Annotated in this window: 22 protein-coding genes and 1 pseudogene; 9 read left to right on the plus strand and 14 right to left on the minus strand. The window is 71.8% G+C overall.

The window, feature by feature from the left end; translation table 11 throughout:
• The first annotated feature begins 6 nt into the window (after nt 1-6).
• Nucleotides 7-618, plus strand: a complete 612-nt coding sequence (locus CWC38_RS04920; protein WP_121845722.1) for a DNA-3-methyladenine glycosylase I — start codon at nt 7-9, stop codon at nt 616-618.
• 94 nt (nt 619-712) lie between these two features.
• Nucleotides 713-3,379: an ATP-dependent chaperone ClpB gene (gene clpB / locus CWC38_RS04925; protein ID WP_121845705.1), complete on the plus strand. Its 2,667-nt coding sequence runs from the start codon at nt 713-715 to the stop codon at nt 3,377-3,379.
• A 121-nt stretch (nt 3,380-3,500) separates the two neighbouring features.
• On the opposite strand, the gene CWC38_RS04930 is transcribed toward clpB, so the two are convergent.
• On the minus strand, nt 3,501-5,450 hold the full coding sequence (locus CWC38_RS04930) for a BCCT family transporter (protein ID WP_240625054.1): 1,950 nt from the start codon (nt 5,448-5,450) through the stop codon (nt 3,501-3,503).
• Nucleotides 5,451-5,739: 289 nt separating this feature from the next.
• On the opposite strand from CWC38_RS04930, the gene CWC38_RS04935 reads away from it, so the two are divergent.
• Entirely contained in the window at nt 5,740-5,940 is a 201-nt protein-coding gene (locus CWC38_RS04935) for a DUF3073 domain-containing protein (RefSeq protein ID WP_121845706.1), read from the plus strand.
• A gap of 165 nt (nt 5,941-6,105) precedes the next feature.
• Here CWC38_RS04935 and purM read toward each other — a convergent pair whose 3' ends face one another.
• From purM to CWC38_RS04960, 5 genes are all read right to left on the minus strand, one after another.
• Complete coding sequence (gene purM / locus CWC38_RS04940) at nt 6,106-7,266, minus strand: phosphoribosylformylglycinamidine cyclo-ligase (protein ID WP_121845707.1); 1,161 nt, start codon at nt 7,264-7,266, stop codon at nt 6,106-6,108.
• Nucleotides 7,263-8,807 (minus strand): amidophosphoribosyltransferase, encoded by a 1,545-nt coding sequence (gene purF, locus CWC38_RS04945; protein WP_121845708.1) that lies wholly within the window; start codon nt 8,805-8,807, stop codon nt 7,263-7,265. Before purF ends, purM begins: the two co-directional genes overlap by 4 nt.
• Before the next feature lie 13 nt (nt 8,808-8,820).
• Entirely contained in the window at nt 8,821-9,162 is a 342-nt protein-coding gene (locus tag CWC38_RS04950) for a hypothetical protein (protein WP_121845709.1), read from the minus strand.
• Between the two features lie 147 nt (nt 9,163-9,309).
• Complete coding sequence (locus tag CWC38_RS04955) at nt 9,310-9,669, minus strand: sterol carrier family protein (RefSeq protein WP_121845710.1); 360 nt, start codon at nt 9,667-9,669, stop codon at nt 9,310-9,312.
• A 182-nt stretch (nt 9,670-9,851) separates the two neighbouring features.
• Nucleotides 9,852-10,853: an asparaginase gene (locus CWC38_RS04960; RefSeq protein WP_121845711.1), complete on the minus strand. Its 1,002-nt coding sequence runs from the start codon at nt 10,851-10,853 to the stop codon at nt 9,852-9,854.
• A 69-nt stretch (nt 10,854-10,922) separates the two neighbouring features.
• Between CWC38_RS04960 and purD the strand changes: the two genes are divergently transcribed.
• Nucleotides 10,923-12,272, plus strand: coding sequence for a phosphoribosylamine--glycine ligase (gene purD / locus CWC38_RS04965; RefSeq protein ID WP_121845712.1), 1,350 nt, complete (start codon nt 10,923-10,925; stop codon nt 12,270-12,272).
• Entirely contained in the window at nt 12,269-13,240 is a 972-nt protein-coding gene (locus CWC38_RS04970) for a phosphoribosylaminoimidazolesuccinocarboxamide synthase (RefSeq protein ID WP_121845713.1), read from the plus strand. Before purD ends, CWC38_RS04970 begins: the two co-directional genes overlap by 4 nt.
• 118 nt (nt 13,241-13,358) lie before the next feature.
• Here CWC38_RS04970 and CWC38_RS04975 read toward each other — a convergent pair whose 3' ends face one another.
• Genes CWC38_RS04975 through CWC38_RS04985 form a run of 3 tightly spaced genes read right to left on the minus strand, consistent with a single transcriptional unit; the run spans nt 13,359 to nt 15,213 of the window.
• Entirely contained in the window at nt 13,359-13,817 is a 459-nt protein-coding gene (locus CWC38_RS04975; protein ID WP_240625055.1) for an MGMT family protein, read from the minus strand.
• The gene (locus CWC38_RS04980) at nt 13,814-14,956 is read right to left on the minus strand and encodes a sensor histidine kinase (protein WP_121845714.1); all 1,143 of its coding nucleotides are present in this window, start codon (nt 14,954-14,956) and stop codon (nt 13,814-13,816) included. Before CWC38_RS04980 ends, CWC38_RS04975 begins: the two co-directional genes overlap by 4 nt.
• A 50-nt stretch (nt 14,957-15,006) precedes the next feature.
• Nucleotides 15,007-15,213, minus strand: a complete 207-nt coding sequence (locus CWC38_RS04985; protein ID WP_121845715.1) for a hypothetical protein — start codon at nt 15,211-15,213, stop codon at nt 15,007-15,009.
• A gap of 22 nt (nt 15,214-15,235) precedes the next feature.
• Between CWC38_RS04985 and CWC38_RS04990 the strand changes: the two genes are divergently transcribed.
• A complete protein-coding gene (locus CWC38_RS04990; protein ID WP_165860344.1) occupies nt 15,236-15,982 on the plus strand; it encodes a response regulator transcription factor in 747 nt (248 codons plus the stop codon).
• Between the two features lie 325 nt (nt 15,983-16,307).
• Here CWC38_RS04990 and CWC38_RS04995 read toward each other — a convergent pair whose 3' ends face one another.
• Nucleotides 16,308-17,054, minus strand: coding sequence for a FadR/GntR family transcriptional regulator (locus CWC38_RS04995; protein ID WP_121845716.1), 747 nt, complete (start codon nt 17,052-17,054; stop codon nt 16,308-16,310).
• A 100-nt stretch (nt 17,055-17,154) separates the two neighbouring features.
• A complete protein-coding gene (locus CWC38_RS05000) occupies nt 17,155-18,825 on the minus strand; it encodes an L-lactate permease (protein ID WP_121845717.1) in 1,671 nt (556 codons plus the stop codon).
• A 323-nt stretch (nt 18,826-19,148) separates the two neighbouring features.
• Between CWC38_RS05000 and CWC38_RS05005 the strand changes: the two genes are divergently transcribed.
• The 3 genes from CWC38_RS05005 to CWC38_RS05015 are packed head-to-tail and all read left to right on the plus strand — an operon-like array spanning nt 19,149 to nt 22,545.
• Entirely contained in the window at nt 19,149-19,991 is an 843-nt protein-coding gene (locus CWC38_RS05005; RefSeq protein WP_121845718.1) for a (Fe-S)-binding protein, read from the plus strand.
• Entirely contained in the window at nt 19,988-21,904 is a 1,917-nt protein-coding gene (locus CWC38_RS05010) for a lactate utilization protein B (protein WP_121845719.1), read from the plus strand. Before CWC38_RS05005 ends, CWC38_RS05010 begins: the two co-directional genes overlap by 4 nt.
• Nucleotides 21,901-22,545, plus strand: a complete 645-nt coding sequence (locus CWC38_RS05015; protein WP_121845720.1) for a LutC/YkgG family protein — start codon at nt 21,901-21,903, stop codon at nt 22,543-22,545. Before CWC38_RS05010 ends, CWC38_RS05015 begins: the two co-directional genes overlap by 4 nt.
• Before the next feature lie 271 nt (nt 22,546-22,816).
• On the opposite strand, the gene moeB is transcribed toward CWC38_RS05015, so the two are convergent.
• The 3 genes and pseudogenes from moeB to thiS all read right to left on the minus strand — a co-directional run.
• On the minus strand, nt 22,817-24,199 hold the full coding sequence (gene moeB, locus CWC38_RS12365) for a molybdopterin-synthase adenylyltransferase MoeB (RefSeq protein WP_240625057.1): 1,383 nt from the start codon (nt 24,197-24,199) through the stop codon (nt 22,817-22,819).
• Nucleotides 24,200-24,420: 221 nt separating this feature from the next.
• Nucleotides 24,421-25,185, minus strand: a pseudogene (locus tag CWC38_RS05030) (thiazole synthase); the annotation flags it as partial.
• 122 nt (nt 25,186-25,307) lie between these two features.
• Nucleotides 25,308-25,533 (minus strand): sulfur carrier protein ThiS (thiS, locus tag CWC38_RS05035; protein WP_240625058.1); only part of this gene is annotated, 226 nt, incomplete at its 5' end.

Below are 25,533 nucleotides of genomic sequence, written 5' to 3' on the forward strand. Positions count from 1 at the left end.
ACCCAGGTGAGCGGGACTAATCCTGATCTGGTGGTCGGTGCGGACGGGCTGGCACGCCCGGTGTGGGCGGCCGGGGACCCCGTGCTGCGGGAGTACTACGACACCGAGTGGGGCATGCCGGTGCGGGACGAGGCGGGGCTGTACGAGCGGATCGTGCTGGAGGGCTTCCAGTCGGGGCTGTCGTGGCGCACGGTGCTCGCCAAGCGGCCCGCGTTCCGGGAGGTCTTCCACGGATTCGACCCGGATGCCGTGGCCGCGATGGGTGCGCCGGACGTGGAACGGCTCATGGGGGACGTGCGCATCATCCGCAACCGCCGCAAGATCGAGGCAGCGGTGACCAATGCCCGGGCCACCGTGGCGCTGCGCGAGCACGAGGGGCTCGCCGAGCTGGTGTGGTCCTTTCAGCCGGTGGACACGCCCCGCCCGGAGCGGTTCGCCGACGTCCCCACGGTCTCCCCGGAGAGCAGGGCACTGTCCCAGGAACTGAAGCGGCGGGGGTTTGCGTTCGTGGGCCCCACCACCATGCACGCGCTCATGGAGGCCATCGGCATGGTGGACACCCACCTGGTGGGCAGCCACCGCAGGGGCAGCTCGGGGCTCTGGCCGGACCGGGCGTGACCGGAAAGTTCCTGTGGAAAACTCTTCACTTTCTTGGTTGAGCGAGGTAGACTCAAGGTAACTGATAAACCATAAGTCAAGCGAAGGAGATGCCGTGGACACCAAGTTCACCACCAAGTCTCAGGAAGCCCTGAGCGCCGCGGCCACGAACGCCGCCACCGCGGGCAATCCGAACATCGAGCCCGCCCACATCCTCAAGGCCCTCATGGACCAGCGCGAGGGCGTGGCCGTGGCGGTCCTGCAGGCCACGGGTGCGAACGCGGACGCCGTGTCGCTCAAGGCCAGCAACCTCATCCACGAGATGCCCAGCGCCTCGGGCAGCTCCACGGCCCAGCCGCAGCTGAGCCGCACCGCGCTGCAGGCCCTGCAGGCCGCCGAGAACTACGCGCGCGAGCTGCAGGACGAGTACGTCTCCACCGAGCACATCCTCTACGGACTGGCTGCGGGGCAGGACGGAACCGCTGCGGCGCTCAAGAGCGCGGGCGTCACCCCGGAGGCGCTGGCCCAGGCGATCCCGCGGGTGCGCGGTGACCGCCGCGTGACCAGCCCGGACCCGGAGGGCACGTTCCAGTCCCTGGAGAAGTACGGCACGGACCTCACCGCCATTGCGCGGGACGGCAAGCTGGACCCCGTGATCGGGCGGGACTCCGAGATCCGCCGCGTGGTGCAGGTGCTCTCGCGCCGCACCAAGAACAATCCCGTGCTGATCGGCGAGCCCGGTGTGGGCAAGACCGCCGTGGTCGAGGGCCTCGCGCAGCGCATGGTCGCCGGGGACGTCCCCGAGTCCCTGCGCGGCAAGACCCTGATCTCGCTGGATCTCGGGTCCATGGTGGCCGGGGCCAAGTACCGCGGCGAGTTCGAGGAGCGGCTCAAGGCGGTCCTGGACGAGATCAAGCAGTCCGAGGGGCAGATCGTCACGTTCATCGACGAGATCCACACCGTGGTGGGTGCGGGCGCCTCCGAGGGCTCCATGGACGCGGGCAACATGCTCAAGCCCATGCTGGCCCGCGGTGAGCTGCGTCTGATCGGCGCCACCACCCTGGACGAGTACCGCGAGAACATCGAGAAGGATGCCGCCCTCGAGCGCCGCTTCCAGCAGGTCTACGTGGGGGAGCCCTCGGTGGAGGACACCGTGGCCATCCTGCGTGGGCTCAAGGAGCGCTACGAGGCGCACCACAAGGTGCAGATCGCGGACTCCGCCCTGGTGGCCGCGGCCCAGCTGTCCACCCGGTACATCCCCAGCAGGCAGCTGCCGGACAAGGCCATCGACCTGATCGACGAGGCCGCGTCCCGGTTGCGCATGGAGATCGACTCCGCACCGGAGGAGATCGACGAGCTGCGCCGCTCCGTGGACCGGCTCACCATGGAGGAGCTCGCCCTGGACGGCGAGACGGATCCCGCCTCCGTGGAACGACTGGCCGCGCTGCGCCAGGACAAGGCGGACAAGCAGGCGGAGCTGGATGCGCTCAACGCCCGGTGGGAGTCGGAGAAGGCCGGCCTGAACCGGGTGGGCGAGCTCAAGGCCCGGATCGACGACCTGCGCTCGCAGGCCGAGCGCGCCCAGCGCAACGGGGACCTCGGCGAGGCCTCCCGGTTGCTGTACGGCGAGATCCCGGCCGCGCAGAAGCAGCTCGACGCCGCGCAGGCGCAGGAGGACGCGAGCGGTCTGAGCGAGGACACCATGGTCTCGGAGGAGGTCACGGCGGACGACATCGCCGAGGTGATCTCGGCGTGGACCGGCATTCCCGCGGGCAAGATGCTGCAGGGCGAGTCCGAGAAGCTGCTGCACATGGAGGATGTCCTGGGCAAGCGGCTGATCGGGCAGCGCAAGGCCGTGACCGCGGTGGCGGACGCGGTGCGTCGTTCCCGTGCGGGCATCTCTGACCCGGACCGCCCCATCGGCTCGTTCATGTTCCTGGGGCCCACGGGTGTGGGCAAGACCGAGCTGGCCAAGTCCCTCGCGGACTTCCAGTTCGACGACGAGCGCGCCCTGATCCGCATCGACATGTCCGAGTACTCGGAGAAGCACTCCGTCTCGCGCCTGGTCGGTGCCCCTCCGGGGTACGTGGGCTACGACGAGGGCGGCCAGCTCACCGAGGCCGTGCGGCGCCGCCCGTACTCCGTGGTGCTGCTGGACGAGGTGGAGAAGGCCCACCCCGAGGTCTTCGACATCCTGCTGCAGGTGCTCGACGACGGTCGCCTGACCGACGGCCAGGGCCGCACCGTGGACTTCCGCAACGTGATCCTGATCCTCACCTCCAACATGGGCAGCCAGTTCCTGGTGGACCCCACCATGGACGAGAAGGCCAAGAACGACGCCGTGATGGGCGTGGTGAACGCGTCCTTCAAGCCGGAGTTCCTCAACCGGCTGGACGACATCATCATGTTCGAGCCGCTGAGCACCGAGGACCTCGCGAAGATCGTGGACATCCAGGTGGCCCAGCTGGCCACGCGCCTCGCGCAGCGCCGGCTGTCCCTGGTGGTCACGCCCGCGGCGAGCGAGTGGCTGGGCATGACCGGCTACGACCCCGCCTACGGTGCGCGCCCGCTGCGCCGGCTCGTGCAGCGCGAGATCGGCGACCGTCTGGCCAGGGGCCTGCTGTCCGGCGCCATCCTGGACGGGGACACCGTGGTGGTGGACGTCAACCCGGACGTCGCCGAGGACGGCCTCACGGTCACGACCGAACGCGGTGACGACGCCGCGGCGTCGCCGTCCGAGGGCGACGACGGCATCGTGGACGCGGAGATCGTAAACGAGTGACCGGCTGACCGCCCGCCCCGGCCCTGCCGCAGGGGCGGCGGTGACCGGGACGAGAAGAGCGCCGGTGCAGACTCGGAGCAGTCCGCACCGGCGCTCTCGCCATGCCGTGCCGTGCGCGGACCTACGCGTCCCGCCCCGGCGACGCCGTCGAGCCCGGCTCCGCGCCGACGCTCGCACCCCCGCCGGCGCCCGGATGGCCCTGCACCGGAGCGCCGTGGGCAGGGTCCCCGCGGTTCGCCCCCGCCCTGCGGTCCGGCACCGAGTCCACGTAGCTGTCCAGCGCGTAGTCGTAGGCCACGGGCCGCCCGTCCTCGTCCGTGCGCTGGTACCAGGAGCTCATGCGCTCGCCGGTGGAGTCGACGTCGTGCCCCGCCGCCGCGGGCCCCTCCTGGTGGCGGATCTCCAGGGCGAAGTCGTCCCCGTGCTCGCCCATGCCCTGGCGCACCGCGTTCTCCAGGGCCACGCGTGCGTAGCGGTGGCGCAGGCTCATGGGATCGGTGGAGAGGTCCCGCAGGAACGCGGGAATCAGGGCCAGCAGGATGAGCGCGAACGGCAGGGCCGCCACGGTCACCAGGTCCTGCAGCCCCTGCAGCGCGTCCGCGCCACCCACGGCGAGCATCACGGAGGAGACCCCGGCCAGGGCGAGGCCCCAGAACACGGTGATCTTCCGGTCCGGTTCCGGCTTGCCCTGCTGGGACATGGACGCCATCACCAGGGTCGCGGAGTCCGCGGACGTGATGAAGAAGATCGCCAGCAGGACCATGACGGCGATCGGCGTGAGGGCGGACAGCGGCAGGGCGTCCAGAACGCGGAACAGCATGTCCTCCGGGGAGGCGGCCCCCGCGATGTCCGTGCCCGAGCGCTGCAGCCAGATGGCGGTCCCGCCGAAGACCGAGAACGCGAGCACGCAGATCACGGTGGGTGCCAGCAGCACCACGCTCACGTACTGGCGCAGGGTGCGCCCGCGGGAGATGCGGGCCACGAAGACCCCCACGAAGGGTGCCCAGGAGACCCACCAGGCCCAGTAGAACAGCGTCCAGGAGCGCATGAACTTCTCGGCCTCCGGCCCCCAGGACGCGGAGAGGGAGAGCATCTGGAACATCTCCCCGAAGTAGGTGCCCACCACCGACGGGATGAAGTTCAGCAGGAACACGGTGGGGCCCGCCACGAACAGGAAGAACGCCACGAGCGCGGCGAGCACCATGTTCACGTTGGACAGCCGCCGGATCCCCTTGGCCACGCCGGAAACCGCGGAGACCAGGAACACGCACGTGAGCACCGCGATGATCCCCACGAGCACGCCGTTGCCCAGCTCGCCCATGCCGGTCACGATCTGCAGTCCGCGTCCGATCTGCAGGGTCCCGAGTCCCAGGGAGGCGGAGGTGGCGAAGAGGATCCCCACGATGGCGAACATGTCGATGAGCCGCCCGCCCACGCTCAGGTGGGCCCGGGGGCCGAAGATCGCGGACATCAGCAGCGGCCGGCCGCGGCGGTAGGCGGCGTAGCCCACCGCGGCGCCGACCAGCGCGTAGATGGCCCACGCCTGCAGCCCCCAGTGGAAGATGGTCTGGGCCATGGCCGAGTGCATGGCGTGGAAGCTCTCGGGCTCGGCGCGCCCGGGGGGAGGAGTCATGTAGTAGGTCACGGGTTCGTAGACGCCGAAGAAGATCAGTCCCACGCCCATGCCGGCCGCGAAGAGCATGGCGATCCACGAGCCCATGGAGTAGGCCGGGGCCTCCCCGTCCTTGCCCAGGGGGATCCTGCCGTGGCGGGAGAATCCCACGTAGAGCAGGAAGAGCAGCACCACGGCCGCCAGCAGGGTGAAGACCCACCCGCCGTAGGTGACCACCGCGGACAGGGCGGCCTGGGAGACGCTCGTCAGGGACTCCGTGGACACGGCACCCCACACCACGAAGCCGATGATGAGTGCTCCCGCCACCCCGAAGGTGATCCAGTCGGTGCGGTAGCGCACCCGCTGCTCCTCCACCGAGACACCGGGCACGAGTCCCGGGTGGGTGTCGTGCGGGTACGGACTGGAGGAGGGCGGCGTCGGGCGTGAGGACGAGCTCATGGGAACCTGCGTTCTGGTCCGGGAGGGTGGCGCGCGGCACCGGGGCCGTCCCACTGTACCGGCCCCCCGGCACTCCTCGGCCGCCCCGCCGAGACCGCCGGAGCCCCCTCCCGTGGAGCCCCCGCGAGCGGGCGGCGGTCCGCGTGTGGCCGCGGCGGGGACGGGTACGCGAGAACGGTTCAAAACATGTACCCTGGACTCACGAAAAACTGACAAGACACTCCGGGGCCGTACTGTGTGCGCAACACGGCACCGCCCACCGGACACGAGACGCAGAGGGGGTCACGCCATGGGGCGCGGCCGTCAAAAGGCGAAGGCGACACGACAGGCGCGGGAGATCAAGTACTTCAGCCCGCAGACCGACTACTCGGCCCTGCAGCGCGAGCTGCGCGGCACGACACCGTCCTCCCGAGCCGTGGATCACGAGGAACGACCCGAGGACGGGGACGACTACTCGACCTACGCGGAGAAGTACTCCGACTACGACTGACCCGGCGTCCGGCGCCGCCACGGCACCGCGCTGCTGCAGTCCCGCGACACGTCAGTTCAGCGTCGTCCCAGCTCAGTGCAGCAACGAAGGCTCAGTGCCACTCCAGCTCAGTGCAGCAACGAACCGCCCACACCGTCGTGTGGGCGGTTCGTTGCGTGTCGTCGCTCAGCTGGCGTAGGAGCCGGTCATCAGCACGCCGCCACCGGCCACGCCCTTGGCGCCCTGCACCCAGTCGCTGCCGTGCTGGGCGGCGGCCGGGTCCACGGGGCCCACGCGTCCCATGACCCACGAGGGCAGTCCGCGCTCGTTCAGGTGGGTCACGGCGGCGTCGGCCACGGCGGGGTCCACGATCGCGACCATGCCCACACCCAGGTTGAGGGTGCGCTCGAGGTCCGGCTGCGGCACCCCGCCCAGCTCGGCCACGAGGCGGAACACGGGCGGCAGGGACCACGTGGAGCGCTCCACGGTGGCCTGCAGGTCCGCGGGCAGCACCCGGGCGAGGTTCGCGGCGAGCCCGCCGCCGGTCACGTGGGAGAACCCGCGCACCCCGTGGCCCGTGGCGCCGTCGGCCCCGTTGACGGGAAAGGTGCGGGCGAGGTCCAGGACGTCCGCGGCGTAGACGCGCGTGGGCTCGAGCAGCTCCTCGCCCAGCGTGCGGCCCAGTTCGCTGACCTGGCGGTCCAGCTGCCACCCGGCCACGTTGATGACGCGGCGCACCAGGGAGTAGCCGTTGGAGTGCAGCCCGGAGGACGCCATCCCGATGACGACGTCCCCGTCCCGCACGCGCTGCGGGCCGAGCAGCTCGTCCGCCTCCACGGCGCCGGTGGCGGCCCCGGCGACGTCGTACTCGTCCACGCCCAGCAGCCCGGGGTGCTCGGCGGTCTCCCCACCCACCAGGGCGGTGCCGGCCGCCTCGCAGGCCGCGGCGATGCCGCGCACGATGTCCGCCACGCGCTCGGGGACCACCTTGCCGGTGGCGATGTAGTCGGTCATGAACAGCGGCTCGGCGCCCACCACCACGATGTCGTCCACGACCATGCCCACGAGGTCCCAGCCGATGGTGTCGTGGATGTCGAGGGACTGCGCGATGGCCACCTTGGTGCCCACCCCGTCGGTGGAGGTGGCCAGGTAGGGCCTGCGGTACGCGGTGAGCGCGGAGACGTCGTACAGGCCCGCGAAACCGCCCACGCCGCCCACCACGCCGTCGGTGTGGGTGGCCTTGACCGCGGCCTTCATGAGCTCGACGGCGCGGTCCCCGGCTTCCACGTCCACGCCGGCGCTGGCGTAGGTGACGGACTGCGAGTCCTGGGGGCGCTCGGGGCTCATGCGCTGGTCTCCTCGGTGGTGGGGGCGGCGTCGGTGGGAACGGGGGCCACGAGGTCCTCGGAGGGCTCGGCGTGGGCACCGGGCGCCTCCAGGACGGCCTTGCCCAGGCGGTCCGCCTTGGGCAGGGCCGTGGGGTACTCGCCCGAGAAGCACGCGGTGCACAGGTTGCCCCGCGACTGCCGGGTGGCCTCGATCATCGCGTCCTCGGAGATGTAGCCCAGGGAGTCCGCACCGAGCGAGGCGCGGACGTCCTCCACCGAGATGCCGTTGGCGATCAGCTCGGCGGGGGAGGCGAAGTCGATGCCGTAGAAGCACGGCCACTTGATGGGCGGGGATGAGATCCGCACGTGGATCTCCGCGGCCCCGGCCTCCCGCAGCATGCGCACGAGCGCCCGCTGGGTGTTGCCGCGCACGATGGAGTCGTCCACGACCCCCAGGCGCTTGCCCGCCACGATCGAGCGCAGCGGGTTGAGCTTGAGGCGGATGCCGAGCTGGCGGATGGTGTCCGAGGGCTCGATGAACGTGCGGCCCACGTAGGAGTTCTTCACCAGGCCGTGCCCGAACGGGATGCCTGAGGCCTCGGCGTAGCCGATGGCGGCGGGGGTTCCGGACTCGGGGGTGGGCATCACGAGGTCCGCCTCCACGGTGTGCTCGTGGGCGAGCCGGCGTCCCATCTCCACGCGGGACTCGTACACCGAACGGCCGTTGATGGTGGTGTCCGGGCGCGCAAGGTAGACGTACTCGAAGACGCAGCCGGCCGGCGTCGGCTCGGCGAACCGGCTGGAGCGCAGGCCGTTCTCGTCGATGGCGATGAACTCGCCGGGCTCCACCTCGCGCACGAGCGAGGCACCCACGATGTCCAGGGCCGCGGTCTCGGAGGCGACCACCCAGCCGCGTTCCAGGCGGCCGAGCACGAGCGGGCGCACGCCCAGCGGGTCCCTGGCGGCGTAGAGCGTGGTCTCGTCCATGAACGTGAGGCAGAAGGAGCCCACGAGCTGCGGGAGCAGCTTCATGGCCGCTTCCTCGAGCGAGTTCAGCGGGTGCTCCGCGAGCAGGGCGGTGATCAGCGCGGTGTCCGTGGTGTTGCCGCGGGCCATCTCCCCGCGGGACGGGAAGCCGGACTTGTCCAGCAGCAGGTCGTAGAGCTCGGCGGAGTTCGTGAGGTTGCCGTTGTGCGCGAGCGCCAGCGTCCCGTGCGGGGTGGCGCCGAGCGTGGGCTGGGCGTTGGCCCAGTGGGACGCGCCCGTGGTGGAGTACCGCGCGTGGCCCACGGTCAGGTAGCCCTTGAGGGTGTTGAGCGTGGTCTCGTCGAAGACCTGGGAGACCAGGCCCATGTCCTTGTAAACCGAGATGCGCTCACCGTCCGACGTGGCGATCCCCGCGGACTCCTGCCCGCGGTGCTGCAGCGCGTAGAGACCGTAGTAGGTCAGTTTGGCCACGTCCTCCCCGGGGGCCCACACGCCGAACACGCCGCACGCGTCCTGGGGGCCTTTTTCGCCGGGAAGAAGGTCGTGAGAGAGTTTTCCGTCAGCTCGAACCACGAGAGACAGTGTCTCACGAGCCGGAGTGACCCTCGTCTCCGTGAACGTCGTGGACCTCGGCGGCCACGCTGCGGGCGCGCCTGAGGGAGATCCGGTCCAGGACCAGGCCCACCACCGCACCCACGGCGGCTCCCAGGATCAGGAACGCCATCAGGAAGAAGCCGATGATCGCCCCGCGGGTGTAGGCCAGCGCCCCGGGACCGAGCGCGCCCACGAGCAGTCCCGCAATGGCTCCCGCCCCGGCGCCCGTGGCCACGAACGCCAGAAGGTTGGGGGCGCGGCGCGCCGTCATCTGCTGCGTGGCAGGCGCGGGCCGCGCGGAGCGGTCAGGGGTCTCGGGGCTGGCGGAGCTCATGGTCTCCAGGCTATCGCGCGCGCGGTCCTCGGGGAGCCGCGGTGGCGGTGGAGGATCTTCCGGTCCGCTGGGAGTTCCTCGCGGCGCCGGGCGCCCGGCCCCCGGCGTTCTGCGGCCGCTCGCTGCGTGCCCGCGTCCCGGCGGGGGTCAACCGAACAGGGGAAGCCACGCGGACAGGTCGGTGCGGGTTCCCGACGCCGCCACGGTCCCCTCCGCCACGGCGCTCGCCCAGGTCTCGGCACCGGTGGCCAGCGCGAGCCACGTGCCCGCGTCCGTCTCCACCACGTTGGGCGGCGTGCCGCGGGTGTGCCGGGGCCCGGGAACGCACTGGGTGACGCCGAAGGGCGGGACGCGCACCTCCACGGAGTTGCCCTCCGCCCGCGTGCCGAGCTCCTCCAGGCAGTACCGCACCGCCGTGGCCAGGGTTCGGCGGTCGGTGGTCTCCGGGGCCCGGCGCCACTGCGCGAGTGCGAGAGAGCCGTCCGCGGGATTGATGCGGCGTTTCACGGTGCTGGGCCTCCGGGGTCCTGGTGCGGTCGGGGAAGAAGAGGGCGGGGGTCGCCGCTGTGCGCCACCCGCGGCGGGGCACGCCGCGGACCACGGGGCGGAGCATCCAGCCCTTCCGGTGAGGCCGGTGCCTCGGCCACCCGGTGCGGGGGGTGCCGCGGAGGTGGCGCGCGGCGGCGTCGTCAGCCCAGCAGCTCCTGCAGCTGGGGGGCGAGCTCAATGGCGCCCACGGGACGCCCGGCCCCGGTGATGGGGGAGAGCACGCGCGAGAGGACGCGGTCGGCGTCGGCGGGGGAGATGGCACCCACGTGGGACAGCAGCGTGAGGCCCACCAGGGAGTTGGCGCGGGACGAGCCGTCCAGCATCTTGATGGCCACGGACCAGCCGGACCGTGTGCCGAGACCCAGCACGCCCTCCGCGCCGAGCTTGGTGATGACGTCCAGCTCCTCCATGATCACGGTGTTGGAGCGGCCCGGGCCCTGCACGTACTCGGGGTAGTCGAGCATGGACGTGGCCACCGTGGCGGCGCGGGCGTCCGCCTGGATGTTGCGCGCGGCGCGCCCCAGCGTGGAGTACATGCGTGCCAGCCCGGTCAGGCTGATGGCCGTGAGCGGTGCGCCGCAGCCGTCCACGCCCACGTGCGCGGCGCGCTCCCCGGAGAACTCCTCGATGGTCTCCACCACGAGGCGCTGCAGCGGGTGCTCGGGGTCCACGTAGGAGTCGGTGGGCCAGCCGTTGGTCACGCACGCCAGCAGGAACGCGGCGTGCTTGCCGGAGCAGTTCATGCACATGCGGTTCTGGCCGCGCTCGGTGCGCAGCAACCATGCGCGGGTGTCGTCGTCCTGGGGCCAGTCCGGCGGGCACTGCAGGGCCTCGGGGCCCAGCTCCGCGGCCTTGAGGATCGAGCTCACGGCGTCCAGGTGGTCGAACGTGCCGGTGTGCGACGCCGCCGCGATCGCCACCTGCTCGCCGCGCAGCGCCGCACCGGCCTTCATGGCCGCAATGGCCTGGAAGGGCTTGAGGGTGGAGCGCGGGAAGACCAGCTCCCCCGGAGCCCCCACGGAGAACGCCACGGAACCGTCCGGGGCGAGCACCACGGCGGAGCCGCGGTGCCGGGACTCCACGAAACCACTGCGCCGCACCACGGCGAGGTCCACGGCCTGATCCGAGCTGAAAGTCTCCATGGCCCCAGTATGACAGCGGGCACCGGGCCACCTTTCCCGCCCGGGGGTCCCTGCCGATACGCTGAACGCGTGAAGGTACTGGTGGTGGGCCCGGGCGGCCGCGAGCACGCAATGATCACGTCCCTGCTGCGGGACCCGAACGTGAGCGAGGTCCACGCGGCCCCCGGCAACGCGGGGATCGCCCAGGACGTCCCCGTGCACTCCCTCAACGCCCAGGACCCCGGGGCCGTGGTGGCGCTCGCGCGGGAGCTGGCCGCCGATCTCGTGGTGGTGGGTCCGGAGGCGCCGCTCGTGGCCGGCGTCGCGGACGCGCTGCGCGAGGCGGGCATCCCCGTCTTCGGGCCGTCCCGGGAGGCCGCACGGATCGAGGGCTCCAAGGCGTTCGCCAAGGAGGTCATGGCCGCAGCGAACGTGCCCACCGCGCGCGCCGTCGCCACCACGGACCTCGCGGAGGTCCGCGAGGCTTTCGAGCGCTTCGGCGCTCCCCACGTGGTCAAGGACGACGGCCTGGCCGCGGGCAAGGGAGTGGTGGTCACCGAGGACCGGGACCGCGCGGAGGCCCACGCGCGGGAGTGCCTCGACGCCGGCGGCTCGGTGCTCGTGGAGGAGTACCTGGACGGTCCCGAGGTCTCCCTGTTCGTGCTCAGCGACGGCACCCACGTGGTGCCGCTGCTGCCCGCGCAGGACTTCAAGCGCGTGCGGGACGGTGACCAGGGCCCCAACACCGGTGGCATGGGCGCCTACACGCCGCTGGACTGGCTGCCCGAGGGCTTCACGCAGGAGGTCGTGGAGCGCGTGGCGCGCCCCGTGGTGGACGAGCTGCGACGCCGCGGCACCCCGTTCACGGGCGTCCTCTACTGCGGCCTGGCCGTCACGGCGCAGGGTGTGCGCGTGATCGAGTTCAACGCGCGCTTCGGCGATCCCGAGACCCAGTCCGTGCTGGCCATGCTGGAGACCCCGCTGGGCTCGCTGCTGCTCGACGCCGCGCAGGGCCGGCTCTGCGAGGAGCGGGAGCTCGAGTGGAGGCCCGGTGCCTCCGTGACCATCGTGCTCGCCGCGAAGAACTACCCCGGCGCACCGCGCACGGGGGATCCCGTCACGGGACTGGACGACGCCGCGGCGGAACCCGGGGTGCACGTCTGCCACGCGGGAACCGTGCGCAACGAGGCGGGGGAGATCGTCTCGGCAGGCGGTCGCGTGCTCACGGTCGTGGCCCACGGCGCGGACCTCCGGGAGGCCCGTGAGCGTGGCTACCGTGGGATCCGACGCATCGGGCTGGACGGTTCGCACCACCGCGGTGACATCGCACTGGCCGCCGCCGAGGACCGCGTGGGCCTTCCCCCGGCGCGGCCCGCGGCGGACGGTGCACCCGGCTCGGCGGAGCAGCCCGGGCAGAGCGCAGCAGAGGAGCAGGCATGAGCGAGCACGGCACACCCCCCGAGATTCCCGGCTGGAAGCACGTCTACTCCGGCAAGGTCAGGGAGCTCTACGTCCCCGACGAGTCCCGTCTGGCCGCCACGGGCGTGGCCATCAACGACGACGCCGAGTACCGCGCGGGTGCCGTGCTGGTGGTCGCGAGCGACCGCATCTCCGCGTTCGACCGGGTGCTGCCCACCGAGATCCCGGACAAGGGAGTCATCCTCACGCAGCTGTCCCTGTGGTGGTTCCAGCAGCTGGACGGGATCCCCAACCACATCCTCACCACGGACGTGCACGAGTCCGTCCGGGGCCGCGCGGTGGTGTGCAAGAACCTGTCCATGTTCCCGGTGGAGAACATCGTGCGCGGCTACCTCACCGGCTCGGGCCTCAGGGACTACCGCGCCACGGGCTCGGTGTGCGGGATCGAGCTGCCCGAGGGCCTGCAGGACGGCGACCGCCTGGAGCAGCCCATCTTCACCCCCACCGGGAAGGCGGAGCTGGGGGAGCACGACGAGCCCATCACCTACCGGGAGATGGCGGACGTGGTGGGCAACTCGGTGGCGGACCGGCTCCGGGAGCTCTCCCTGAAGATCTACACGCGTGCCGAGCGGATCGCGCGGGAACGGGGGATCATCGTGGCGGACACCAAGGTGGAGTTCGGCCTGGACTCCTACCGCGGAGCCATCACCCTGGGGGACGAGGTGCTCACCCCGGACTCCTCACGGTTCTGGGACCTCGAGACCTACCGGCCCGGGCGCTCGCAGCCCTCCTTCGACAAGCAGTACATGCGGGACTGGCTGCGCTCGGACGCCTCCGGGTGGGACGGCCACGGACCCGTCCCCGCGCTGCCGGAGGACGTGGTGGCCAAGACCCGCGAGCGCTACGTGGAGGCCTACGAGCGCCTCACCGGCAGGGTCTTCGACCCGCGCGGCTCCTTCGTCGAGGTGGCGGGCCCGCCCGAGGCCTGAGGACCTCGTCCTCGGTCGCCCGCCCCCGCGGAGCGGGCTCACCCGGACGGATGCCCCCGGTGGCCGGGGCGCACGGGAGCACGGGCTCAGCCCAGAGCGAGCTCACGGCAGTACGGGCTCAACGCGGTGCGGGGGCGTTCCAGCGGGCACGCGGCATGTCCACCTGCACCCAGTGCGCGGAGGTTTCCCGCAGCGGTGTGCCCTCCCGCTCGTAGTGCTCCCGGGCAGTGATCTGCAGCCGGTCCGGCAGGGTGCCGTCCGCGCGCACCACCCGCCACCACGGGGCGTCCTCACCCGCCTGGCCCAGCGCCATGATGCGGGCGGCGAGGCGCGGGGTGGCGAGCCCCGCGAGCTCGGCGACATCCCCGTAGCTGAGCACCCTTGCCCGGGGAATCCCCAGCACGACGCCGCGCACGGCCCCGGCGGCGTCGTGGCCGGTCAGCGCGTGCCGGCCGTCCGCGGCGGCTGTGTCTGCGGAGTTCGCCGGAGCGGCGGAGCCCGCGGCATCCAGGGTGCCGCCCGCTGCCCGCGGTGTCCCCGGACGGTCCGGCCCGCCCCGGTTCTGCGAGGGGCTCACGCGAACGGGATCCGCACGTCCAGGTGCCAGGTGTGGTCCCGGGGGCCGTAGTCCACGGTGCCGTTCAGCAGGGCCACACGCTCGTGGATGCCTCGCAGGCCGAAACCGCTGGTCAGCTCACGGTGGTCGAGTTCCGCCGCCCCGTGGGCCACCCTGTTCTCCGTGTGGATGTGAACGGCGGAGTCCACGGCGGTCATGCGCACGCGGCACGGGGAGCCGACGGGCGCGTACTTGATCATGTTGGTGGATGCCTCCTGGAGCACGCGGGCCGCGGTGCCGCGGATGGACGTGGGGATGTCGTCCACGCCCTCCCCCAGCACGAAGTCCGGGACCAGACCGGCGCGGCGCAGGCTGGACTCCAGGGTCTGTGCCACACCGTGCAGCGATCCCGTGGTCAGCCCCGAGGCGTTGCCGCGCTCGTCCGCGCCGTCGGAGTCTCCGGCTCCCGGGGAGTCCCGGAGGATGTGCAGCAGCGTCCGCAGCTCGGTGAGACCCGAGCGGGCGGCGGTGTCCATGGTGCTGATGGTGCGGTGCAGCTCCGCGGGATCGGACTGCCGCTGCGAGCCCGCGGCCTGCATGGTCACGAGGGTGAGTTCGTGGGCCACCACGTCGTGCAGGTCCCGCGCCAGGGCGAGCCGCTCCTGCTCCCGCAGCCGCTCGTGCGTGGCCTCCATGGCCGCGAGCCGCCGGGTGTTGAGCCGGTACTGCCCCAGGAAGAACCGCACTGCCACGCCGATGAGGGCGGCAATGCCCAGGGGCAGACCCAGGGCCCAGATGAAGTCGGTGCTCTCCAGCGCCCACGCGGTGACGACCACCCACGCGACCGTGACTCCCAGGTGGAGCAGCAGGCCGACCCTGCCGAGCATGGCCACCGCACCGACCATGACCACGCACCCGCACAGCAAGGTGGTGGAGTACTCGTCGAGCACGAGGCACAGGGCGTAGGACAGGGCGATGACGACGGCGCTCGCCGCGGTCGACCACGCGAGCAGGGCCACGGCGCCGTAGCTCAGCACGATCCACGCCGAGCTCAGCACGGCAGTGACCGGCGCGAGCGCGGACCAGTCCAGTGCATGCAGGTCGTCGAACATGGCCACCGCGGCGAAGAGCACCACGGTGACGCGCAACCAGCTCGGCATGCCACCCGGCTGGGTGGCGGTTTCCCCTTCCGGAACGGTGGGGTCGGGGGTCACCGAGGGTTGCAGTAGATGGGGAAGAAGCGGCAGAGCGCGCTGCTGGGTCCCCGCACGGAGTCCCCCTGGGACACGGCCACGGACGGGCCCACGGAGGCGAAGAGCATGGAGACCGCGAGTGCGGCAGCCGCCGTCACCCGGAGAGCGGAGGAGCGGTGGGCGGGGGCGGACACCGTGTCGAGGCCCTGAAGATGCTGAGTCATGCGCTCAGTTTATGATCATTTCATGGATTTGTGCAGGCTTCTTCTGGTGGACGATCATCCGCTCATGCGAGACGCCCTCGCCAATCTGTTCCGTGCCGAACCCGGCTTCGAGGTGGTCGGTGAGGCCTCCGACGGTGCCGAGGCGCTCGCCTCGTGCCTGGAGCTGTCTCCCGATGTGGTGCTCATGGACATCCGGATGCCCGGGATGGACGGGATCGAGGCCACCGGCAGGATCGTCCAGCAGTGCCCGGACACCAAGGTGCTCGCCCTGACCACGTTCTCCACCCTGGAGTACGTGGTGCCCGCGCTGCGTGCCGGCGCCTCCGGGTACCTGGTGAAGGACGCCCGCCACGGCGAGATCGTCTCCGCCGTGAGTCTGATCCGCGAGGACGAGCTGGCGCTCTCCCCGTCCGTGGCCAACTCGCTGGCCAACAACGTGCTGGGGGACGTCCCCGTGCCGTCGGTCCGGCGCGGGAGGAACCGCGGGGCCCTGACACAGGCAGCGATGTCCCCACCTCCCGGGCCGCACCCCGGGGCTCCCAAGCTCACCCCGCGGGAGCAGGAGACGCTCGAGTGGATCGCCAAGGGGCTCAACAACGCGGAGATCGCCGAGCGCATGACCGTCTCCCACGGCAGCGTGAAGGCCTACGTGTCCCACCTGTGCGAGAAGCTGGCCGTGCGGGACCGTGTGCAGGTGCTGATCTCCGGGATCCAGTGGGGCCTGGTGCACCCCGCTCTGGACGACGAGCCCGGCCCCGGCCCCCGCTGACTCCCAGTCCCCGCCCAGTTTCGCCGCGCAAGTCTGGCCGAATGGCCATGGTGGTGCGCGCCGCCCATGGGGCAGAGTGTTCTGTGGACACCGAAAGCGGGTGTCCCGCGCTCCACGCGGGTCGGGCGGTTGTACGGCGCTCGCCCCGCCGGGAGCGGACCGCTGAGTTCGCAGCGGGGGTTCTCGTACTCCCCATCAACGGACGAGTTCCGCGAGGCCTGGATCACCTCGCGTGCAGCTCCGGGAACCTCCGTTGCGTCAGCGGTCCAGGGCAGACACAGGCCTGACCCCGGCGCCCTCCGACCAGGGGGCGCCGGGGTATTTTTCACTCTGGCGCGTTCACCGCCCCCTCGCCGGGAGACTCCGCAGCAGTGGGCGCGTGTCCGTAGAACCACATGATGTGCTCCCGCAGCAGCCGGGCCGCCTCCTCGCCGTCCCGCTCCACCGTGGCGCGGTGCACCGCACGGTGCTGCGACTGCAGCCGGGCCCGGATGGACGGCCAGTCCGAGGTGGCCGCCACGGTCTCCTGGACGTACCCGATCGTCGCCTCCCGCAGGGACGCCATGATCGTCTCCAGCACCACGTTCCCGCCCAGCGAGGCCAGGAGCAGGTGGAACTGGGCGTCCAGCACGTGGAACTCGGCGTCGCCCACGGCGGGGTCGTCCATGCGGTCCAGCAGCTCGCCCGCCCGGGTGAGCACCGCGTCCCGTCCGGGATCCCGGGACGCCGCCGCATCCAGGCTCGACTGCGTCTCCAGCAGCACGCGGGTGGCCACCACGTCCGCCACGGGCAGGGACCGGGTGGCGATGTGCATCCGCAGCGCCCACCCCAGGGCCGCGGAGGGGTCCGAGATGACGGTGGCCCCGGAGTGCGGCCCCGATCCGGTGGCGGAGCGCACCAGGCCCATGGCGGCGAGAATGCGCACGGCCTCCCGGACGGAGGCCCGGGAGATCCCGAAGTCCTCGGCGAGCGTCCGCTCCGCGGGCAGCTTGTCACCCACGCGCAGACCGCCCGAGCGCAGCTGCTGCTCGATCCACTCCAGCACCACGGTGTAGGCGGGATCAGTGCTCATGGTTCCTCCTGGCTCCTCACGCGTGCGGGTCCGCACACGCGATGGCCCGCCACCGCGCGCGGCGGGGGCGGGCCGGTTCACGTCACGACGGCCGTGCTGCTCAGGCCGCGGGCAGCATCCACGAGAGCACGTTGGACTGCAGGCACACCAGGCAGCACAGCACCAGCAGCATGCCCAGGGACCACGGGACCACGGAGCGGAAGATGCTGGACTCCTTGCCCTGCATGCCCACCGCGGAGGACGCGATGGCCAGCGACTGCGGCGAGATCATCTTGCCCACCACGCCGCCCGAGGTGTTCGCGGCGGTCATCAGGTGCGGATCCAGCCCGGAGCCCAGTGCCGCGGTCTTCTGCAGGTTCGCGAACAGGGCGTTGGCGGAGGTGTCGGAACCGGTCACGGCGGTGCCCACCCATCCGAGTACGGGGGAGAAGAACGCGAACGCGGCACCCAGCCCGGCCACGAAGGTGCCGATGGCGAGCGTCTGACCGGAGAAGTTCATCACGTACGCCAGGGCCAGCACGGACATGATGGTCAGGGCGGAGAAGCGCATCTTCCACGCGCTGCGCCCGATCTCCGCGAGGGCGTTGCCCAGGGAGAGCCGGAACCGGCCATGGCCGTTGAACACCGTGTAGATCACGGCCACCAGCAGGCCGGTGATGAGCATCAGGGTTCCGGGGCTGGAGAGCCACTGGAAGTTGTAGACGGTGCCGGAGATGGCCTCGCCCTTGGCGTTGAGCAGGTGCCCGTGCAGTCCGGGCCAGGGGATCTTGACGTCCGTGGAGGCCAGCGCCTTGGGCACGTTCACGCCCGCGGTCCACAGCTTGGCGATGCCGAAGATCGTGACCACCAGGACGTAGGGCAGGACGGCCATCCAGATGCGGCCGGGGGTGAGCGCGGCGGCCTTCTCCGGGCGCTCCACACCCAGGTCCGCGCGGACGGCCTCCGCGCCCCGGGGGCGCCAGAACCGCATGAGGACCACTGCTGCGGCGAGCGCCGCCAGGGACGCCACCACGTCCGTGAGCTCGTAGGAGAAGTGCGAGGCGCACCACCACTGGGCGATCGCAAAGCTGCCGCCCACCACGAGGGCTGCGGGCCATGCCTGCTTGAGGCCGCGGGCGCCGTCGACGATCAGGAGCAGGATGAAGGGAACGACCAGTGCGAAGAACGGGGCCTGGTGTCCCACGACCGCGCCGATGTGCGCGGGATCCAGGTCCGTGAGCGTGCCGGCCGTGGTGATCGGGATGGCCACGGAGCCGAAGGCCACGGGGGCGGTGTTGGCGATCAGCACCACGGTGGCCGTCTTGAGGGGCTTCAGACCCAGCGAGAGGATCATGGTCGCCGTGATGGCCACGGGGGCGCCGAAGCCGGCGAGGGCCTCCAGCAGGCCGCCGAAGCAGAAGGCGATGAGCATCGCCTGGATGCGGAGGTCGCCGCCGCCGATGGTGTCGAAGATGGTGCGCAGGTCCTCGAAGCGGCCGGAGAGCACCGTCACCTGGTAGAACCACAGGGCCATGACCACGATCCACACGATCGGGAAGAGCCCGTACACCGCACCCTGCGTGGCGGTCAGGGCGGCCAGGTGGGCGGGCATCCCGAAGCCGAGGATCGCGACCAGCAGGGCCACGAACAGGGAGGTCAGGCCGGCCACGTACGCGCTCGCCCGGAAGGCGAGCAGCATCACGAAGAAGGTGAGCAGGGGCAGGCAGCCGACCAGGGCGGACAGGCCCACGCTGCCTCCCACGGCATCGGTCGCGGCGGTAAAGGTGTTCACGCGTTCTCCCAGGGGTGAGGCCGGATCGGAACCGCAGTTCCGGGATCGAGGGGTGGTCCCGACGGGGCGGCGTGCACCGGGTCCGGGACCGGTCGTACGATAAGTGGTCAGACCACAGTGGTCCGACCACACAGCGTACATGATCCAGATCACACCGTGAAGGTGCCGCACCCCGCCGGGCGCGCTGCGGCAGCCGCTCTGCGAGCACTTTCCCGGAGCGTGCCGTGCATTGTTGTGATCCGACTCACGGGCGTAGCCTGGTCTGGCCACAGAGATGGACCGGGGCACAGCATCACCGGGGCAGACGGTTGGGAGACCACAACATGAGAATCGCGCTCTTCGCCACGTGCATCGTGGACGCCATGTATCCGAAGGTGGCACTGGCCACCGTGCGGATCCTGGAGCGACTGGGGCACGAGGTGGTGTTCCCCCAGGGGCAGGGCTGCTGCTCCCAGATGCACGTGAACAGCGGCTACTTCGAGGACGCCGTGCCGGTGATCCGCAACCACGTGCGCGCCTTCACGAGCGTGGACTACGACGTCGCCGTGGCCCCCTCCGGCTCCTGTGTGGCCTCCCTGGGCCACCAGCAGCCCATGGTGGCCCGCGAGTGCGGTGACGACGCCCTGGCGGAGGACGCCGCCATGGTCGCGGACAACACCTACGAGCTCTCCGAGCTGCTCGTGGACGTGCTCGGGGTGACGGACGCCGCCGAGCAGCTGGGCTCGTACTTCCCCCATCCCGTGACCTACCACCCCTCGTGCCACGGCATGCGCCTGCTGGGTCTGGGGGACCGCCAGAAGGACCTGGTGCGCTCCGTCGCGGAGATCGACTTCCACGAGCTGCCGGACGCCGAGGAGTGCTGCGGGTTCGGCGGCACCTTCTCCTTCAAGAACCCGGATGTCTCCGGTGCCATGGCCGAGGCCAAGCTGCGCAACGTGGAGAGCTCCGGCGCCTCGCTGTGCACGGGCGGGGACGCCTCGTGCCTGCTGCACCTGGGCGGCGCCGCCTCCAAGCGCAACGTGGACGTGCAGACAGTGCACTTCGCGGAGATCCTGGCCTCCACCCGCAGCAACCCGCTGACCGTGGACGGGCCCGTGGAACTGTCCATCCCCCAGCCCGGCCGCCGCCCGGCGGGCCGGACCACCCCGGCAGGAGCAACTCGATGAGCGTCACGTCCCTCGGCATGCCCGCGGTGCGCCCCGTGCACGGACAGGGCAACCTGCACGCACAGGTGGCGTTCCCCAAGGCCGCCAAGAAGGAGTTGCAGAACGAGCAGATGCGCGCCAACATCCGGCACGCCACCCACACCATCCGCCACAAGCGGGCCGGTGTGGTGGGCGAGGTCCCGGACTGGAGCGAGCTGCGTGACGCCGGCTCCGCCATCAAGGAGACCGTGATGGCGCACCTGCCGGAGCTGCTCGAGCAGTTCGAGCAGAACGTGGTGGCACAGGGCGGCGTGGTGCACTGGGCCCGGGACGCGGACGAGGCCAACGCCATCGTCACGCGCCTGGTGCAGGAGCAGGACACCACGGACGTCATCAAGGTGAAGTCCATGGCCACCCAGGAGATCGGCCTGGACGAGCACCTGGCCGAGCACGGGATCACCGCCACGGAGACGGACCTCGCCGAGCTCATCGTGCAGCTGGGCCGGGACAAGCCCTCCCACATCCTGGTGCCGGCGATCCACAAGAACCGCGAGGAGATCCGCGAAATCTTCAGCCGCGAGATGCCCGGCGTCACGGACGAGCTCACCAGCGAGCCCCGTGTGCTGGCCGAGGCCGCCCGCCAGCACCTGCGCGAGAAGTTCCTCACCTCCAAGGTGGCGATCTCCGGTGCGAACTTCGGGATCGCGGACACCGGCACCCTCTCGGTGGTGGAGTCCGAGGGCAACGGCCGCATGTGCCTCACCCTGCCCGAGACCCTCATCACCGTGATGGGCATCGAGAAGCTGCTGCCCACCTACCAGGACCTCGAGGTGTTCTTCCAGCTCCTCCCGCGCTCGTCCACGGGGGAGCGGATGAACCCCTACACCTCCCTCTGGACGGGTGTGACCCCGGGGGACGGGCCTAAGAACTTCCACGTGGTGCTGCTGGACAACGGCCGTTCCGCGGTGCTCTCGGACCCCAAGGGCCGCTCCGCGCTGCACTGCATCCGCTGCTCCGCGTGCCTCAACGTGTGCCCGGTCTACGAGCACGCGGGCGGGCACTCCTACGGCTCCACCTACCCGGGGCCCATCGGGGCGATCCTCTCGCCGCAGCTCACGGGGATCACCTCCGAGAAGAACGCGTCACTGCCGTACGCGTCCTCGCTGTGCGGTGCGTGCTACCAGGTGTGCCCCGTGAAGATCAACATCCCGGACATCCTGGTGCACCTGCGGGACGAGGACATCCGCACCCAGCACGGGCAGCGCGTGGACCAGTCGGCCCCCGCTCCCGCCTCCCAGGATCCCGCCGTGGGCGGTCAGGACGACTGGCGCGAGGAGAAGTCTCTCACCCAGGACGAGGGCCGCGGCGGTCAGGACACCTCCCCGCGCGAGGGCTCGCTGCAGCAGCTGGGCTCGCGCGCCCGTCGTGCCGGTCGCCGCGTCCGCGAGGCCGTGCCGTCGCGCGGTCTGCCCACGCAGATGGACGCCATGATGAAGGGCGCCTCGTTCGTGATGTCCTCCGGTCAGCGCATGGCCATGGCGGAACGGGGGCTCCCGCTGGGACGTGTGGTGGCCGGGCGCGACCACGCGATCGGCTGGCTGCCGGGCGTCGTCGGCGGCTGGACGGACGAGCGCAACGTGCCGGAACCGCCCAGGGAGTCCTTCCGCAACTGGTGGAAGAAGCACGAGGGTGAGACGGCCGAGCGGCTCGAGCGCGACGGCGTGTCCGGCGCGGAGGACCCGGTCTCCGCGGACGACGCCGCGGCCCGGCACTCCGCGGCCACCGGTGGTTCCCCGGCCGACGGCCCGGGCGACGACGAGCCGGGAGCCGGACCGGACGCCGTCGCCGGCGCCGCGTCCGAGTCGACGGGCGATCCTGAGCGGGACAACATCGAGCGCGGCGAGGGCCGCCAGCAGAACGGAGGCCGGGCATGAGTGCGGACGCCAAGACCCAGATCCTGGAGCGGCTCCACGGCGCGCTGGCGGACCACCCGCAGGCCCCGGAGGTGCCGCGTGGCTACCGGCACACCTCCGAGCTCTCCCGCGAGGAGATCGTGGACATGCTCGAGGACCGCCTGGTGGACTACAAGGCCAACGTGTTCCGTGAGACCACGCAGACCGTGGCGGACCGGATCGCCACGCAGCTCGGTGCCTCCGCGCGGTACGTGATTCCCGAGGGCCTGGACACCGCGCTGCTCCCCGAGGAGACCGCGGCGCGCCGGGCCATCGTGGACCCCAACGACGGGCGCAAGGCCTCGGCCCTGACCGTGCGGGACCTCAACCGGGTGGACGCCGTGGTGACCTCGTCCACCGTGTCCTGCGCACAGACGGGAACCATCTTCCTGTCGGGGCGCCCGGACGAGGGACGGCGCGCCATCACACTGGTGCCCGACCACCACATCTGCATCGTGCCGCTGGACACCGTGGTGGAACTGATCCCGGAAGCCATGTCCCGGGTGGAGCCCACCGCGCCCACCACCATGATCTCGGGCCCGTCCGCCACGTCGGACATCGAGCTCGAGCGCGTGGAGGGGGTCCACGGGCCGCGTACGCTGGACGTGATCCTGCTGGGCTGACCGGTTACCGGGCGGCCCCCTCCGCGGACCGCCCGGGGCGCTCCGACCCTCAGAACGACGCGCACGAGATGCCGTCCACCACCGGGTGGGCGGCATCTCGTGCATCCGGCGCCCAGCGTCAGCCGCCCCTGACGCACATGCCGCGACTGTGAGGTGGAGCAACTGCACGCTACTGCCGGGTAGAGCGCATTTGCTCCGTCAGTGCAGGCGGGGAAGGACGTGGCAGCGCGTCCCGGCGGCGTTCTTGCCCCGGTTCGGTGGTGCCGCCTCGTCAGTAGCTGGGCTGGGTGGGGTCCACGTCCTCGATCCACGCCAGGATGCCGCCGTCCAGGTGCTTGAGGCTGTCCTCCCGCAGGGCGTAGTCCGCCCGCAGCGCGGCAAGGGCCTGCGCGGAGCGGACCCCGGCCTTGCAGTGCAGGATCACGTCCCCCTCGGTGCCCGCGGGCAGTGCCCGCACACCGTCGGCCAGCAGGCGGTCCAGGGGCACCGCCACGGACCCGGGGATCGAGACGAGCTGACGTTCCCAGTCCTCCCGCACGTCCACCAGCGTGAGCGCCGCCTCCCCGCGTTCGCGGGCGGCCAGCAGCTCCGCCAGCTCGGTGGCCGCCACGATCTCGACGGCGCTCGGTCCGGAGTGCGGGACGCCCACCTGACCCGGCGCGGCTCGGCCGGGGGTGCCTGCCGCGGTGGTTCCGCTTCTGCGTCCCAGCCCGGCGCCGCCACCGTCCGGTCCGCCAGAACCGTCCAGGCCCCCGGCACCGCCGGGCACCTGGCCTGCCGGTGCGCCCCCGGCGGGTGCGCCGGGAACCGGGGGAGCGGCGTCGTCGGGTCCGGGCAGGCCGCATGCCACCAGGACCTGGGAGAGGTCCGTGACGGGCTCGCGGCGCGGGTCCGGCAGCACAGTGAGGGTGCGCCACGTCTGGGCGAGGGCGTCGTGGACCAGGACACGGCCCACGAGCGGTGCGCCCATGCCGGTGAGGAGTTTGAGCGCCTCGGTGGCCATGACGGAGCCGATGGTCGCGGGCAGCACGCCCAGCACGCCGCCCTCGGCGCACGAGGGGACGGACCCGGGCGGGGGCGCCTCGGGGTAGAGGTCCCGGTACACGGGCCCGTGCCCGGCCCAGAACACGGAGACCTGGCCGTCGAAGCGCAGGATGGAGCCCCACACCACGGGGATTCCGGTGAGCTCGGCGGCGTCGGCCACGAGGTAGCGGGTGCCGAAGTTGTCCGCGCCGTCCAGCACGAGGTCGTACCGGGCGAAGATCTCGAGCGCATTTGACGGGCTCAGTCGGGTGTCGTGGGTGCGCACGGTCACCAGCGGGTTGAGCCGGGCCACGGCGTCCGCGGCGGAGTCCACCTTGGGTCGGCCCACGTCCGCCACGGTGTGGACCACCTGGCGCTGCAGGTTGGAGACGGAGACGACGTCGTCGTCCACGATCCCCAGGGTGCCCACGCCCGCGGCCGCGAGGTACTGGAGCGCGGGGGCGCCCAGGCCTCCCGCTCCGACCACGAGCACGCGGGCGTTCTTGAGCCGGCGCTGCCCCACCGGCCCGAACTGCGCGAGCGTGAGGTGGCGCGAGTAGCGTTCGAGCTCCTCACGGGTGAGCTCCGCGGCCGGCTCCACAAGGGGGTCGAACGTGGGCAGCGCGCTCATCGGGGGCCGCTCCCGTCTGCGCGGGGCGCTGCGGGGGAGGTGTCCACGACGTCGGACGGCGCGGCCTCCCCGCCGCCCACCACGCCGGATCGGCCCGTGGTGGTGGGCGCGGTGGTGGTCCCTCTCCGGTCCGCACGCCGCCCGTTCCCGGGTTCGCCCGCGGCCTCGGCCACGGCGCGGGCGGGCCAGTCGCCCCGCGGTGCCTCCTGGTCCGAGCCGATGCGCCCGGCCATGGGGGAGGACGCCAGGGCATGGGTGCGGCGCGCGATGCGTCCGGCCCCGCGGGCCAGTCGGCCGGCCTCGACCGCGTGCCGCATCGCGGTGGCCATGGCCACGGGGTCCTGCGCGCGGGTCACGGCGGAGGCGAGCAGCACGGCGTCGCACCCCAGTTCCATGGCCAGGGCGGCCTCCGAGGCGGTGCCGATCCCCGCGTCCAGCACCACGGGCACGGCCGCGCGGGAGGCGATGAGCTCGATGTTGTGCGGGTTGAGGATGCCCAGCCCCGTCCCGATGGGTGCGCCCAGCGGCATCACGGCCGTGGCCCCGGCGTCCTGCAGGCGCAGCGCGAGCACGGGGTCGTCGGAGGTGTACGCGAAGACCCTGAAGCCGCGGCGCACGAGCTTCTCCATGGCGTCCAGCAGCTCCACGCCGTCCGGCAGCAGGGTGTCCTCGTCCGAGATGATCTCCAGCTTGACCCAGTCGGTCTCCAGGGCCTCCCGCCCAAGTTCGGCAGTGAGCAGGGCGTCCCGCGCGGTGTAGCACCCCGCGGTGTTCGGCAGCACCCGGATCCCGTGGCGGCGCAGGATCCCGTAGAGGCTGTCCTGCGGTGCCGCCGACGACGCCGCCGCGCTGCCTTCCGTCCTCCTCCCGGTCCCGTGGACCGGACCGGGGGCGAAGCGGCGCAGCGCCACGGTGGTCAGCTCGGTCCCGGAGGCGAGCAGAGCCCGTTCGAGCATGGCGAGGTCCGTGAGCCCACCGGTGCCCATGATGAGCCGGGACGTGAGATCCACGCCGTCGATGCGCAGCGCAGGCTGGTCCTGCGGTGCGTGGGGGGGCGCGGACCGGTGCGGCAGAGGGGCGCGCGGGGCGTCGTCGTGCGTCATGGTGCTCAGCCCCCCTGCACCGCGGTGACGATCTCCACGGACTGCCCGGGGACCACCGCGGTGGTGGCCCACAGGGAACGGGGGACCACGGTGTCGTCCACGGCCACGGCGATCCCCAGGGGGTGGCCGTCCGCGGCGGTGCCGTCCGGGCCGATCTCCCGGCCGGTGAGCTGGGCCACCGCGTCCGTGAGGGTGAACCCCCCGGCCACCGCCACGGGTGAGCCGTTGACG

Source organism: Kocuria tytonicola, assembly GCF_003687455.1.
Lineage (GTDB): Bacteria > Actinomycetota > Actinomycetes > Actinomycetales > Micrococcaceae > Kocuria > Kocuria tytonicola.

Bases quoted from the DNA above. Each gene is read 5' to 3' on its own strand.
- CWC38_RS04930 (WP_240625054.1), bottom strand. From the start codon at position 5,450: ATGAGCTCGTCCTCACGCCCGACGCCGCCCTCCTCCAGTCCGTACCCG.
- CWC38_RS04935 (WP_121845706.1), top strand. From the start codon at position 5,740: ATGGGGCGCGGCCGTCAAAAGGCGAAGGCGACACGACAGGCGCGGGAG.
- purM (WP_121845707.1), bottom strand. From the start codon at position 7,266: ATGAGCCCCGAGCGCCCCCAGGACTCGCAGTCCGTCACCTACGCCAGC.
- CWC38_RS04950 (WP_121845709.1), bottom strand. From the start codon at position 9,162: ATGAGCTCCGCCAGCCCCGAGACCCCTGACCGCTCCGCGCGGCCCGCG.
- CWC38_RS04960 (WP_121845711.1), bottom strand. From the start codon at position 10,853: ATGGAGACTTTCAGCTCGGATCAGGCCGTGGACCTCGCCGTGGTGCGG.
- CWC38_RS04970 (WP_121845713.1), top strand. From the start codon at position 12,269: ATGAGCGAGCACGGCACACCCCCCGAGATTCCCGGCTGGAAGCACGTC.
- CWC38_RS04980 (WP_121845714.1), bottom strand. From the start codon at position 14,956: ATGCCGAGCTGGTTGCGCGTCACCGTGGTGCTCTTCGCCGCGGTGGCC.
- CWC38_RS04985 (WP_121845715.1), bottom strand. From the start codon at position 15,213: ATGACTCAGCATCTTCAGGGCCTCGACACGGTGTCCGCCCCCGCCCAC.
- CWC38_RS04990 (WP_165860344.1), top strand. From the start codon at position 15,236: ATGGATTTGTGCAGGCTTCTTCTGGTGGACGATCATCCGCTCATGCGA.
- CWC38_RS04995 (WP_121845716.1), bottom strand. From the start codon at position 17,054: ATGAGCACTGATCCCGCCTACACCGTGGTGCTGGAGTGGATCGAGCAG.
- CWC38_RS05005 (WP_121845718.1), top strand. From the start codon at position 19,149: ATGAGAATCGCGCTCTTCGCCACGTGCATCGTGGACGCCATGTATCCG.
- CWC38_RS05010 (WP_121845719.1), top strand. From the start codon at position 19,988: ATGAGCGTCACGTCCCTCGGCATGCCCGCGGTGCGCCCCGTGCACGGA.
- CWC38_RS05015 (WP_121845720.1), top strand. From the start codon at position 21,901: ATGAGTGCGGACGCCAAGACCCAGATCCTGGAGCGGCTCCACGGCGCG.
- moeB (WP_240625057.1), bottom strand. From the start codon at position 24,199: ATGAGCGCGCTGCCCACGTTCGACCCCCTTGTGGAGCCGGCCGCGGAG.